11 protein-coding genes are annotated in these 12617 nt (G+C 56.6%); 3 read left to right on the forward strand and 8 right to left on the reverse strand.

Features of this window, described 5'->3' with window-relative positions; all coding sequences use genetic code 11:
• Positions 1 to 42 precede the first annotated feature (42 nt).
• Positions 43 to 648, forward strand: coding sequence for a hypothetical protein (locus J4772_RS15440; protein WP_209075961.1), 606 nt, complete (start codon positions 43 to 45; stop codon positions 646 to 648).
• Here J4772_RS15440 and J4772_RS15445 read toward each other — a convergent pair.
• A complete protein-coding gene (locus J4772_RS15445) occupies positions 630 to 1850 on the reverse strand; it encodes an MFS transporter (RefSeq protein WP_209075963.1) in 1221 nt (406 codons plus the stop codon). The two genes, J4772_RS15440 and J4772_RS15445, sit on opposite strands and share 19 nt — an antisense overlap.
• 169 nt (positions 1851 to 2019) lie before the next feature.
• Between J4772_RS15445 and J4772_RS15450 the strand changes: the two genes are divergently transcribed.
• The gene (locus tag J4772_RS15450) at positions 2020 to 2937 is read left to right on the forward strand and encodes a DMT family transporter (RefSeq protein ID WP_209075965.1); all 918 of its coding nucleotides are present in this window, start codon (positions 2020 to 2022) and stop codon (positions 2935 to 2937) included.
• A 213-nt stretch (positions 2938 to 3150) separates the two neighbouring features.
• Here J4772_RS15450 and J4772_RS15455 read toward each other — a convergent pair whose 3' ends face one another.
• The 5 genes from J4772_RS15455 to J4772_RS15475 are packed head-to-tail and all read right to left on the reverse strand — an operon-like array spanning position 3151 to position 8934.
• Positions 3151 to 4164: a zinc-binding alcohol dehydrogenase family protein gene (locus J4772_RS15455; RefSeq protein WP_209075967.1), complete on the reverse strand. Its 1014-nt coding sequence runs from the start codon at positions 4162 to 4164 to the stop codon at positions 3151 to 3153.
• A gap of 12 nt (positions 4165 to 4176) precedes the next feature.
• On the reverse strand, positions 4177 to 5121 hold the full coding sequence (locus J4772_RS15460) for an aldo/keto reductase (RefSeq protein ID WP_209075969.1): 945 nt from the start codon (positions 5119 to 5121) through the stop codon (positions 4177 to 4179).
• Entirely contained in the window at positions 5121 to 6614 is a 1494-nt protein-coding gene (locus tag J4772_RS15465; protein ID WP_209075971.1) for a UxaA family hydrolase, read from the reverse strand. Before J4772_RS15465 ends, J4772_RS15460 begins: the two co-directional genes overlap by 1 nt.
• A complete protein-coding gene (locus J4772_RS15470) occupies positions 6611 to 8107 on the reverse strand; it encodes a tagaturonate reductase (protein ID WP_209075973.1) in 1497 nt (498 codons plus the stop codon). The genes J4772_RS15465 and J4772_RS15470 overlap by 4 nt, the downstream gene beginning before the upstream one ends.
• Positions 8104 to 8934 carry an amidohydrolase family protein gene (locus tag J4772_RS15475; protein ID WP_209075975.1) on the reverse strand — a complete coding sequence of 277 codons (831 nt, stop codon included), beginning with the start codon at positions 8932 to 8934 and terminating at the stop codon, positions 8104 to 8106. The genes J4772_RS15470 and J4772_RS15475 overlap by 4 nt, the downstream gene beginning before the upstream one ends.
• Before the next feature lie 167 nt (positions 8935 to 9101).
• Here J4772_RS15475 and J4772_RS15480 point away from each other — a divergent pair, with 167 nt between their 5' ends.
• Positions 9102 to 9959: an AraC family transcriptional regulator gene (locus tag J4772_RS15480; RefSeq protein WP_209075977.1), complete on the forward strand. Its 858-nt coding sequence runs from the start codon at positions 9102 to 9104 to the stop codon at positions 9957 to 9959.
• Between the two features lie 35 nt (positions 9960 to 9994).
• Here the strand turns inward: J4772_RS15480 and J4772_RS15485 are convergent, their stop codons facing one another.
• Both J4772_RS15485 and J4772_RS15490 read right to left on the reverse strand, forming a co-directional pair.
• Positions 9995 to 11203 carry an MFS transporter gene (locus J4772_RS15485; RefSeq protein ID WP_209075979.1) on the reverse strand — a complete coding sequence of 403 codons (1209 nt, stop codon included), beginning with the start codon at positions 11201 to 11203 and terminating at the stop codon, positions 9995 to 9997.
• 121 nt (positions 11204 to 11324) lie between these two features.
• A complete protein-coding gene (locus J4772_RS15490; protein ID WP_209075981.1) occupies positions 11325 to 12278 on the reverse strand; it encodes a helix-turn-helix transcriptional regulator in 954 nt (317 codons plus the stop codon).
• Between the last annotated feature and the right edge of the window lie 339 nt (positions 12279 to 12617).

Raw genomic sequence — 12617 nt, forward strand, 5'->3', positions numbered from 1 at the left:
ATGCTATAATCGATGAAACTCCGAGGAAAAGAGGTTAAACGGATGACAACCGGGATTTCCCCCTCCTATCGTTTCGCATATATCGTATCTTTCCTGCTTCATCCATTTGTGCTCATCGTTCCGTTATTCATGATCATTTCGATCCGCTTTGCGCCTACCTTCTACGAAGGAGTACTGTGCGGCATCGTCATTATTCTCGGATCGGCCGCCGCCCCGTTCGCGTTTATTCGCCGCGGCGTATCGCGCGGGCGCTGGAGCGACCATGATATCAGCCGCCGCGAGCAGCGCCTCGTTCCGTTCCTGTATACGATCGGCTGCATGGTTTGCGCCTTCGCATTTCTGCTCTTATTGGAAGCGCCGCTTGAGCTGCTGGCGACTTTCGCCGGTATGGTCTGCGCCGTCGCCTCCGCTCTGCTCGTCACACAGCTGGCACGCTGGAAAATCAGCCTGCATCTGATCGGAGTGACCGGAACCGTCTTGACGCTAGCGCTGCTCCTAACACCGCTAGCTTACTGGCTTGCTCCGCTCATCGTCCTCGTCGGCTGGGCAAGGTGGCGCGTCGGTGCACATACACTCTCACAAGCGCTCGCGGGAGTTGCATTGGCAGCGACCGTCACCTTCCTCGTCTATCAGGCGTTCGGTCTATAATCCTCTCGCGACGTACGGCTTCTACCGCTACCCAGCAGCGGGATGAGCGCGGCCGAGCCTGCCATAAACAAAATCGCGGAAATCGAATAGACGATTTGCAGCGACAGCGTCGCTTTTAAACCGCCCCCGAGCGACATTCCGACAACCATCATGCCCATAAACAGCGGAGTCATCACGCCCCCTACTCTGCCGATATAAGCCCCTTCCGTATTTCGCATAATCATCGTTTGGATTCCGATCATAATCAGCGGGTAGCACAGCCCGCTCGCGATTTGTAACGCGATAATGACCGCCAGGCTGTGCGACCAACCGATACCGACCGTTCCGGCCGCGCTAACCAGCAAGCCGAATGCCAGCAGCTGCTGCGGTTTGGCTTTCTTGACGGCGGTCATCACCAGCGCACCGCCAACCAGCGTCGCCGCTCCGTTGGTCATAAGCAGCCATTGGACAAAGGTCCGATCCTGTCCCAGATTTTCAATGGCGACAAACAGCAGCAGCGGCTGGATCAGACCGACGGCAAGTCCCGCCGCTACGAATGTGCCGCCAAGCGTACGAAGGGTCCGATTCGCAGCCACGTATCGCAGGCCATCCTTCAGCTCCTGTAGAAAATGCGTCTTGCCTCTCCCCGCAGTCGGCTCCTCGTCGTCCTTCGGAAGTCTCAGCAGAAGAAGTCCGGAGCCGACGATCAAGATTCCCATTGCGGTCAAAGAAGTCTCTATCCCGAACGTGGAATAGACAAACGCTCCGGCGACCGGGCCGATTACCATAAAGAGTGAAGAAAGCGACTGATGAGCGGCCATCACGCCCTGAAGCTGCTTGTCCGGAACGTGCCGCTTAAACAGCTTCATCGCCGACGGCTGTGAAAATTGCGACAGCACCGAAGAAACGAACGCCGCGAAAAACAGCGCGTGCCAGCTTCCGTATATAAGCGCCAGCAGTACGGCAAATACGGACGCCGCGGTAAGAAGATCGCTCCAAACCATCGTGCGGCGCGGCTTCCAGCGATCCGCCAGCGTTCCCCCGATCATGGAAAAAATGAAAATCGGCGCAAACTCGGCCACCGAGATCAACGAAACGTAATAAGTGTCGTTATCGGTCATTTCGCTCACATACAGCAAAACGGCAAAGTTTCTGATCCAGACGCCCAAATTGAGCAAAATTCTGGACGATAAGATGACGCGGACGTAACGATTGTTCCACATGCCATAATTCCCTCTCTTTAAAACAAACAAATTTAATTTATGTTTATTAATATACAAACAAATTATATTTTTGTCTATGTTTATATTCAGGAATGGAAGTTCATTGCTCTTTCGCCGATTCGGCCTTACAATGGTAAGGTTGCTTCAAGATAAGGAAAGGATCTCAACCATGAATCACAAATCGTCATCTGCGCCTATTCCGGTTCTCCTTCCGTTAATCGTGGGAATGATCGCCATTTCCTTCGCTCCGATTCTCGTCCGTTACTCCGATGCTCCGGTATCTGTCCAAGGCATGTACCGCATGCTGTTCACAGTGCTGCTGATGCTGCCGTTCGGCCATCGCCAACTGCGATCGGTATCTTCGATTTCGCGCAAGGATTGGGGCTTGCTCGGGCTGGCCGGATTTTTTCTGGCGCTGCACTTCTTGCTCTGGATGGCTTCGCTTAATTACACGTCGATTGCAAGCTCCACGATTATTCTCACGCTGGAACCCGTCTTCGTTATGATCGGCGCCTACTTTGCGTTCAAGGATAAAATCGGCAAGCTGCCGCTGCTCGGACTCGCCCTCGCTTTGGCAGGGGCCTTCGTTGTCGGCTCCGGGGATTTCCGCATCTCTGGCGAAGCGTTTAAGGGCGATATGCTAAGCTTCACGGGCATGCTCGCGGTCGTCGTGAACATGCTGGTGGCCAAAGTCATTCTCAGGCGAGTTTCTTCTTATTTGTACAGTCTGATCGTGTTCGCCATCGCTTTCGTCTGCTTTGCGATTTATAATGCCGTTCTTGGAATTAACGTCATCGATTATGTGCCGACGGAATGGCTCATTTTCATCCTGCTCGCCATCGTTCCAACTGTGCTCGGCCATATGATTTTTAATTGGCTGCTGCAATTTATTAGCCCGACGACCATTTCGATGACCGTACTTGCAGAGCCGGTGGGGGCCAGTCTGTTGGGGCTGATGTTGTTCGGAGAAATGTTGACGACGTCCCAGCTTATCGGCGGCGTTTTGGTCATCGTTGGCCTGCTGCTCTATATGCGGACGGAATCGCTCGGCATTCCTGCTGCCTCCACTTCCGCAGAAGCCGCCTGAACTCCCTAAAAGGGCTGTACCATAAGCAAAAAGTCGTACAAAAAAAGATCGATAGAGAGTGTTCGTGCATGTGCACCTTCTCTTTATCGATCATCTTGTACGACCCTGCTTATGGTGCGGCCCCTTACTATCTGCGCTTACAGATTGTATTCCGTTTATTTAGCAGCTTCTCAGTAGCGGCTTTGGCGCCATCTGCGGGTTGGCGGCGCTAACCTACAACTCCACCATCGCTTTAATGACCCCCGACGTCGGATCCATCCAGTCCGAGAAAGACTCGATCATGTCGCCGATCGGCGCTCTATGCGTAATGTATCGCTCTACGTCGATGGAGCCGCTTCTCACCGCTTCGTACACCGTCTCGAAATCCTCTCTCGTCGCATTGCGGCTGCCCATTAGCGTCAGTTCGCGGCTATGAAAAAGCGGATCGTGAAAAGCGATGTCGGTTTTGACGAGACCGACGTAGACCAGCGTTCCGCCATGCGCGGTCAGGCCGAAGGCGGCAGCCATCGAAGCCGCGTTCCCGGTCGCATCGAACACGACCGTCGGCAGTTCTCCGTTCGTCAACCTCGTCAGTTCGTCGAGCGCGTCCCCTCTCGCGTTCACCGTCTCGTCAACGCGCGCCCACGATCGGCAGAAAGCAAGCCGAGCTTCGTTCACATCCATAGCGACGACCCTGGCTCCGGCATGACGAGCAAACGCCATTACGCCGAGCCCGATCGGCCCGCCCCCGATCACAAGCGCCGTCTCTCCCGCCTGAAGCCCCGATCTTCTCACCGCATGCGCTCCGATACTGAGCGGCTCCAGCACGGCCGCTTGGTCAAGCGTCAGATCGTTCGCCCGAACGAGATGCGAGATCGGCACGGCGATGCGCTCTCTCATGCCCCCGTCGATATGGACCCCCAGCACCTTCATAGAAACGCAGCAATTCGTTTTGCCGCGGCGACAGGCGCCGCATTTCCCGCAATGCATATACGGAATAATGCCGACCCGGTCGCCGACGGCCAAACCCGCTTTGTTCTCCCCTATGCGCTCAATAATTCCCGCAAGCTCGTGGCCAAGCACCCGCGGATAGGTAAAGAACGGCTGATTGCCGCCAAAAGCATGAATGTCGGTGCCGCAAATGCCGACTCTCTTGATGCCGACAATCGCTTCGTCCTCCCCCAACACAGGCTCGGGCAGCTCAATCGGCTCAAAGCGCCCCACCTCCGCGCATACAATTCCGAACATCGTCCCGCCTCCTTATCCTGTAATGCCTTCGTTATATTCCGGTCGGCCGCTTGTCCAGGTCAGATCGCGCACGGGCGCCAAAATGTCCTTTACCTCCTGCAGCAGCGCCGCATCTATAGGTTCCTCCGCCCATTGAGCATTGTCGCGAATGTTGTCCGGGCTGGCCGTGCTGACAAGCGTCGTCGGAATGCGCTCGTCGGCCGTCGAGAACTGCACCGCCAGCTTGGCGATGTTCTCCCCCTGGTTCGCGCAATGCTCTGCCGCACGCAGGCAAACGGCTTTCAGCTCGGGGCTCGCAGGATGCCAGTCCGGCGTTCCGCGCAGGCTAAGCAAGCCCATGGACAACGGCGAGGCGTTGACAAGACCGACGTCCCGGCTCTCCAGCAGCGGGAGCAGGCGAAGCAGAGAAGTATCGTTAAGCGAATAATGGCAGTACGAGATGATGGCATCCGCGTCGATCTGCGGGATCAGTTGTTCAAACAGCGAAAGCGGCAATCCGCAAATGCCATAGTTGCGGATTTTGCCTTCCTGCTTTAGCTTGTGCAGCGTCGGCACGGCTTCCTCCAAAATGATGTCCGCCGGGACAAACTCGATGTCGTGCAAAAACAAGATATCGACGTAGTCGGTATGGAGTCTGGCGAAGCTCTCTTCCAGGCTCGCCCGGATGCGGCCGCCGCTGAAATCGAAGCTGTCCGGACCGTATCTGCCCGCTTTCGTGGACAGCAAATAGCGGTCGCGCGGAACGTCCTTAAGCGCCTTGCCCAGCACGGACTCGGCTTTCGTCAGCCCGTAATACGGCGAGACGTCGATATAATTGATGCCGCTGTCCAGCGCGGCGTGAACGGCGCGGATCGCCTCGGCGTCGTCGGTCTCCCGGAAGACGGAGCCGAGCGAGGACGCCCCGAAGCTTAGCACCGATACGTCCAATCCCGTTCTGCCCAGCTTGCGTTTTTTCATCAGAGAATCACTCCATCTTTGAAAATCGCGATTTCGCGAAAACCGTTCTCTTCGTTCAGCGTGCGCGCCTCTCCGGAAGCGATGGCGAGCGTCCGCTCCCACAGCTCGTCGGTCAATTCCTCCATACTTTCATCCTTTAACAGGCGGCCGGCGTCGAAATCGATCCAGTTTTTTTTGCGCTGGGCCAGTTCGCTGTTGGTCGATAGCTTCACGGTAGGCGCGGGTCCGCCGAACGGCGTTCCTCTCCCCGTCGTGAAGAAGACGATGTGAGCGCCTCCCGCGGTCAGCGCAGTGACGGATACGAGGTCGTTGCCGGGCGCTTCCAGCAGATTCAACCCGGCGCTGCGCACCCGTTCGCCGTACGGCACGACATCGGTTACGATCGAGTTGCCGCCCTTCTGCGTGCAGCCAAGAGATTTCTCCTCCAGCGTCGTAATGCCGCCGGCCTTGTTGCCCGGGGACGGATTCTCGTAAATTTCCTGATTGTGCCGGATAAAATATTGCTTAAAGTCATTGATCAGCGATACGATCCGCCCGAACACGCCTTCGTCCGCAGCGCGATTCATCAGAATCGTCTCCGCGCCGAACATTTCAGGAACCTCGGTCAAGATCGCCGTGCCTCCGAATTCGATCAGCCGATCCGACAGCGAGCCGACAAGCGGGTTGGCCGTGAGGCCGGAGAAGCCGTCCGAACCGCCGCACTTCAGGCCGATTTTCAGTTTGGAAACCGGTACCGGCTCCCGCTCGAACGTCTCCGCGTATTCCACCAATTGTTCGACCAGCGCCAGTCCCTCTTCCAGCTCGTCCTCCAACTCCTGCGACTTCATAAATTTGATTCTGCGCGAGTCCGATTCTCCGATCGCTTGCCTGAACTGCTCGATCTGATTGTTCTCGCAGCCGAGTCCGACGACGAGCACGCCTGCCGCGTTGGGATGGTTGGCTAACGACGCCAACAGCTTCTGAGTAAAGCGCAGATCGTCGCCCAGCTGCGAGCAGCCGAACGGATGGGAGAAATGATAGACGCCGTCCACGCGCCCGCGATACATCGCGTTCGCGCGATTGGCAATGATTTCGCACGTTTTGTTGATACAGCCGACGGTATTGATCACCCAGATTTCGTTGCGAATGCCGACTTCTCCATTTGCTCTAACATAGCCTTGGAAGGTTTGCCTCGGCGCAGCTTTGGCGCTTGCCGTCCGGGCGGAGGGCTCGTACTTATAGTCGAGCAGCCCCTTTAGCCCCGTTCGCAAATTGTGCGTGTGCACCCAAGCTCCCGGCCGCAGGTCGGCCTTCGCCTTCCCGATCGAATAGCCGAACTTGAGCACATCGTCGCCTTCCGCGACGGGTCTCGTCAATATTTTGTGCCCTGCGGGCACGTCCTCGGTTAACGTCAGCTGCGTTCCGTCCTCCAGAACGATTGTCTCTCCCGCCGCCATAGCTCTTAGCGCAATTACGACCTGGTCGCGCTCCGATACGCGAAGCCATTCCCTCATGCCTGCTCCTCCTTCGTCCATTCCGCCCACGCCTGCTCCACTTTTTCCGTCAAGCCCGGCCACTGCGCCAAATTCGTTCCCCACAGCTTCTCACAAGCGAGCAGCCGTTCCGCCGTCCGTCTCGGCGCTTCTCCCGTTCGCTGCGCCTCTTCCCATTCTGCTGCCATAACTTCCAATACCGCCGCATCGTCTCGCACCGTATATGCGCGTCCGTCAAACGCCGCCCCTCTATACTCGTTCCCCTCGCGCCGAACGCGATAATAGCGAAGCAGCGCGGCCAATCCTTTGGCTAACCCGCTTGGTATCGACTGTCCGCTCTGTACATAATGCTCAAGCGAGGGAAGCAGACGCGCCTTGAACTTGCTGACGCTGTTCATCGCAATATCGGCCAATCTGTGGCGGACGTACGGGTTCATATAGCGGTCGAACACCACCTCGGCGTACGCGTTCATCTCTTCCTGCGGATAAGGCAAAGACGGAATAATCTCTTCGCGCACGGTCGATCTGACGAATGCTCCAAGCTTCTCGTGTTCCATCAGCTCGCGAACATGCTCCGTTCCGCTGAGAATGCCTAGCGGCGTCATCAGCGTATGGGCTCCGTTCAGAATTCGCACCTTGCGCTCCCGATAGGGCTGTAAACTGTCCGTCCATACGACGTTCAGACCCGCACTGGCAAAGGGCAGCAGCTCGTCAAGCTCGGGCTCGCCCTCTATCGCCCATAGATGGTACGGCTCCGCTACGCAAAGAAGCTCGTCGCGATACCCCCACTCGGCGAACCAGGCTTCGGCCTGTTCCTCATCCGGATAGCCGGCCACGATTCGATCCACGAGCGAATTCAGAAAACGGTTAGCCGTTCGCACCCATTCCCGGAACGCTTCAGGCAATCCCCAATCGGCCGCATATTGCAGCACGCTTTCCTTAAGCGCGTCTCCGTTGCGCTCCAGCAGCTCGCAAGGAAGAAACAGCAGACCGCGATCGGCCGCCCCTTCGTACTCCAAGTATCTGCGATAGAGAAGGTAGGCGATTTTCCCCGGGAAGGACACGATCGGTTCGCCCTCCGTCAGCGTCTCCGGTCGATAGACAAGCCCCGCCTCCGTCGTATTGGAGACGACAAGCTTCAGCTCCGGACTGACCGCCAGCCGGATCATCCGCTGCCAATCGTCGTACGGATCGAACGCTTCCGCGAACACGGAGACGATCTCCCTGCGCTCTACCGGCTTCCCCTGCTCGATTCCTCGAATCATCAGCGTATACAGCCGATCCTGGGCGTTTAACGCGTCGATTTTCGGCTTGCCCGACGGTCTCGGCTGCGTCACCGCCACCGCTCCCTCAAACAAACCTTGCTGGCGGCTCGTCTGCACCATCCAATCGAAGAAACCGCGCAAAAAGTTGCCTTCTCCAATTTGCAGCACCGTCACCGGCGCATTATCGGTTATCCGACCTGCCGCCATAGCGTCCACAATCTGCAATTGTTGTCGATTCAGCTTGTTCATCGTTTATAAAACTCCTTTGCGTTAAGTCCATACAGACGGGCGCGCTCCGCCGCTCCCCAACGTTCGGGCAAGCTCCGCTCGATCACTTCGAACACTTCATCGTATTCTGCGGCAAGCAGGCACACCGGCCAATCGCTTCCGAAGAGAACGCGCTCTGGACCAAAAAGCTCCAGCGTATGGCGCACATATGGCCGGAACTGCTCATACTGCCATTCCGCGTGATCGGCCTCCGTCACCATGCCCGATAGCTTGCAATAGATGCCGGGATGTCCGGCAATCTCGCTCATCTGCGACAGCCACGGCTCCAGTCGTCCCTCGGCGATGGCGGGCTTGGCGATATGGTCGACCACTCCGCGCAAGTTCGGGACGAGGTGCAGCAGTCGGATCAAGGGCCCCAGTTGATCCGAGCGGAGGAGCAGATCGACCGGGACGTCCTCCTCGGCATAAGAGCTAAGCGCTTCCACGAACGCTGGCTCCAAAATGCGGGAAGCGTCCGGCATCTCCTGAATCATCACGCGGAAGCCGACGAATTTCGGATGGGCCGCCATCCGCCGATAATGCTCCCGATGGTTCGGATCGTGCAGGTCGAGCCATCCGACTACCCCTAATATGGAAGGCTCCCGCGCTGCAAGCCCCAGCAAATATTCCGTCTCCTCCACTGTCGGCGCTGCCTGTACCGCAATCGTTCCATCTATGCGATGCCTGGAAAGGGACGGCCGAAGGTGCTCCGGCAACAGGTCGCGGTACAGCGTAGGCAGCTCCGGAGTAATCCAGCCGTAGTCGCCTCGTTCGATTTTCCAATAGTGCTGATGCGCGTCGATTCTCATGTAACCTCTCCCTTGCATGCCTAAACCGCTCCCGATTCCGGGAGTTGTCGTCGTCCTATTGCTTTTATTTTATCAGCTATAATCGTTGTAAAAAGGTTTAATCCTTGCGAAAATATACTCAATTTTGATATGTTCTAAGCATAACGCATGTCAGGGAGACGCATCCGATGAAAATTTACCGCAAACCGTTCGCGAGCGAGCCATTGTTTCCGTTCCAATTCGTCTATAGAGATAAGAAAAGCCCGGAGCGAGAGCTGCCGGACCATTTGCACGATCAATATGAGTTTTTTTACGTCTACACAGGCAAAGCGACGTTCTTCATCGATCAGAAGCTGTACGACATTAAAGCCGGCGATCTGCTGCTTGTGCCGGGCAATTCGATCCATCGCTCGTTTCAGGACGCTCAAGATCCGGTGACCTCGACTGCCGTTTTTTTCGCCCCGAACTTCGTCTCCGTCGACGATATCGGCGAGTCGTACAGCAGCCTACGCTGCTTCGACCTCGCTCGCAAGCGCAAGCGTTATCGATTGGAGCTCGACAAGCCGCTCCGTTTGGCTACGGAGGAAGCGATGGAGCGCATGCGCGAAGAGCTTGAGAACAAAGCGGTCGGCTATCGCCATGCCGTCAACTTGCTGCTGCAGCAGTGGCTGCTGTTGATCAACCGCCATATGAACAGCCTATTGGAAGACGATGGCGACGAATCCGGCATCGGCCCACAATGGATGAAGGACGTGCTCCACTATATCGCGGCGCACCCTGCATCCGATCTCGGCCTCGCCGCTCTGGCGAAGCAAGCGTCCGTCACGGGTGCGCATTTCTCGCGGGTGTTCAAGCAGATTACCGGCATGAATGTGACCGATTACGTCAACGCCAAACGCGTCGTGCTGGCCAAGGAGCAGTTGCTTGCCAGCGACGACAACGTCAGCCTGATCGCCGAGCGTTGCGGCTTCGAGAGTCTGCCCCATTTTCACCGCGTCTTCAAGAAGCTTACGGGTACGACTCCGGCGAGTTATCGGCGGGGCTGAGTCACTTTCGATCGCCTTCGCCTGGATAGCCCCCCTTATTCCCTCGCAAGCCCCTCGTTGGCCGAAGGCTTAGCCGAAGCTCTGCCTTTAACGAACAGCAGCACCGGGACTATCGCTGCGCTCAGCGCGATAATGAGCCAGAACGGCAGGCTCTTGTCCGCTTGGTAGAGCGTGGTGGTGACGATCGGCGTTACGATGGCGGTTATGCCCTGGACGGATGCGATCAGGCCGGCCACGCCGCCCTGCTGTTCCTTCGATACGGAGAGCGAGGCCGCCGCCATAAACCCCGGCATAGACATGCCCGCACCTACCCCGAACAGGAAAAACGCCAAATAGTAGTAAGCTTTGCTTTCCGAATAGAGAAAGATCAGCATACCGAGCAAAATAAACAACGACCCGACCAACATCATCGTTTTGGGTTGAAGCTTCATCCACTTCATCTGAACGACCTGTACAAGCAGCATGGCGACTCCCGCCAGCATCAGTCCGACGGACAGCATACGTGCCGTTTCCTGTCCGGTCAGATGCAGCATGTCCTGAAAATAAAATCCGCCGACGACCTGAATGCCGATCACCGCGGTCATTGTCACGAAACCCGCCAGCAAATAAAGTCGCAGTCCGGATTGGAACGGGTTAACCTTTGGCGGCTTCTCTTGCATGATCGGCTTCGCCGGAGGAATGAACAGCAGCGCTGCGACGAACGCCACGAACGACAGCGCCGTGCCGAAATAAAGCGGCCACAGCAGCCCGATTCCGGTGAAAGCCCCCGCGATGGCCGGACCGAACACCAGTCCCATGCCGTTCGCCGCGCTAATGATCGCCATGCCGGCCGTACGCTCCTGTCCTTCGGTGACATCGCCCATATAGGCCTGCGCCGAAGACAGTACTGCGGGGATAAACAGACCGATCATGCTGCGCGTGACGATAAGCAGCGCGACCAGCATACCGCCGGCGATCCAGCCCTTAAGACCGGAGTACAGCGCCAGCGCGAACAACAGGCAGCTTACGCCCATTCCGATAAATCCCGTTAAAATGATCGGCTTCCGCCCTCTCGTATCGCTCCGACGGCCCCAGATCGGAGCCATGATCGCCATCCATACGGAGCCAAGCGAAATGATCCATCCGGAATGGCTTTCGCTTAAGCCAAGCTCGCGAATAAGCGGCGGCATGATCGGCGAGATCAGCATCAGGCTGAGCATGGCTACGAATACGCTGAAAAAAATACTGGCTTTGATTCTGAACATCTTATGCTTCTCCTCTCCTTCTCTCGTCTGGACTAAACGATACAGGAGAGGTCGGCCTTTCGCCGCCTCTGTACGGATTTTCTTGCCGCTCCACGGATTATTCGTGCGCGCCGTCCCCGCGCTAATAGATCCGTTTGACCGCCGAAGGCTTGATGCCGAACGTTTTGCCGAATTGCTCGGAGAAGGCGCTGATATTGCTGTAGCCGGTCTCGATCCCCGCCTGCGTGACGTTGCAATGTCCGCTGCGCAGCAGCTTCATCGCATGGTCCATCCGGATTTGCCGCAAGTAATCGAACACGGTGGATTGGAAAATGGCCTTAAACCCTTTTTTTAGCTTAAAATCGTTGATGCCCACCCGCTTCGCCAGCGCAAGCAGCGACGGCGGGTGCCGCATCTCCGCTTCGAGAATTTCAGCCGCCCGGCGCACCCGACGCAGATCTTCCCTCGACAGTCCCTCGCAGACGGGCACCGGATCGAACAGCTGCATAAAGTACAAGTTCAGCAGCTCGTAAGCGGCCGCTTCCATCAACAGCGGAGATCGTCCGGTCCCTCGCAGCTCGCCGATCAGCTGATTCGCCAGATTCAAGCCGCGCTCGTCGGGCACGAAGTCAAGCTGCTTAAAGACGGCTCCCTCCGTCAGCCGCTCGAAATGCCGGTTGACCGGACGCGTAAGCGCGGACATCGCATATTCGAACAGCTCGACCGGAATGCCGAGCGCGAACGAACAGATCGGCTCCTCGCAGCCGAAATCGAATTTGACGTCGAAATCCTGCATCAGCAGCAAAGCCCCCTTGCCGCTCTCCAACGTAAAATCCAACCCGGATATGCTTGCGGAGCGTCGTCCCGACATGGCGAACTGCAGCTCGACCATCCGCTCCCGCGTCGCAAAGCGGTTCGTCTGCCGCGAATGCAGCCGATACTCCGAATACACGATTTCAATCCCGCTGTAGGTGCTTAATCGATGGATCGTCCCTTCCCCTACGGACGGCGAGAGGGAATAAGTCGTCGGGCCGATGCGGGAAAAAGGAGCGGTATCGAAATAAAGCTGATAGATGGTATCCAAGGAGGCGTTCATTCCTGCTCCCTCCCTAATTAATTAATGAGAATTATTCTCAATTAAGTGTAGCCGACATTTTGATTATTTTCCACTATAAAAATGTATATCGGGATTAGCGATTTGCGGATTACCGTTAATTTCTGTCCGTCATGTTGAAAAATTCTTGAGCAGAAAGACGAAACCTAATTGAGGCGGGGCAAGGTCTGAGAGGTAGGAGAAAATAAAGTGAAATGTTCGATATCAACCCTAGGGCGTGTATGCAGACTCCGAGGATAGCAGATTTTGCCGAATTTTCGTTCCATGCGAGAAACTTTTGTGAAGACGTACCGGGGGTACGTCAAGCAAAAGTGACGAAGC

This window comes from Cohnella sp. LGH (assembly GCF_017671885.1).
In the GTDB taxonomy this organism is placed as follows: Bacteria; Bacillota; Bacilli; order Paenibacillales; family Paenibacillaceae; genus Cohnella; species Cohnella phaseoli.

Excerpts from the sequence above, each read along its gene's own strand:
- J4772_RS15440 (WP_209075961.1), top strand. The coding sequence starts at position 43 with ATGACAACCGGGATTTCCCCCTCCTATCGTTTCGCATATATCGTATCT.
- J4772_RS15445 (WP_209075963.1), bottom strand. The coding sequence starts at position 1,850 with ATGTGGAACAATCGTTACGTCCGCGTCATCTTATCGTCCAGAATTTTG.
- J4772_RS15450 (WP_209075965.1), top strand. The coding sequence starts at position 2,020 with ATGAATCACAAATCGTCATCTGCGCCTATTCCGGTTCTCCTTCCGTTA.
- J4772_RS15455 (WP_209075967.1), bottom strand. The coding sequence starts at position 4,164 with ATGTTCGGAATTGTATGCGCGGAGGTGGGGCGCTTTGAGCCGATTGAG.
- J4772_RS15460 (WP_209075969.1), bottom strand. The coding sequence starts at position 5,121 with ATGAAAAAACGCAAGCTGGGCAGAACGGGATTGGACGTATCGGTGCTA.
- J4772_RS15465 (WP_209075971.1), bottom strand. The coding sequence starts at position 6,614 with ATGAGGGAATGGCTTCGCGTATCGGAGCGCGACCAGGTCGTAATTGCG.
- J4772_RS15470 (WP_209075973.1), bottom strand. The coding sequence starts at position 8,107 with ATGAACAAGCTGAATCGACAACAATTGCAGATTGTGGACGCTATGGCG.
- J4772_RS15475 (WP_209075975.1), bottom strand. The coding sequence starts at position 8,934 with ATGAGAATCGACGCGCATCAGCACTATTGGAAAATCGAACGAGGCGAC.
- J4772_RS15480 (WP_209075977.1), top strand. The coding sequence starts at position 9,102 with ATGAAAATTTACCGCAAACCGTTCGCGAGCGAGCCATTGTTTCCGTTC.
- J4772_RS15485 (WP_209075979.1), bottom strand. The coding sequence starts at position 11,203 with ATGTTCAGAATCAAAGCCAGTATTTTTTTCAGCGTATTCGTAGCCATG.
- J4772_RS15490 (WP_209075981.1), bottom strand. The coding sequence starts at position 12,278 with ATGAACGCCTCCTTGGATACCATCTATCAGCTTTATTTCGATACCGCT.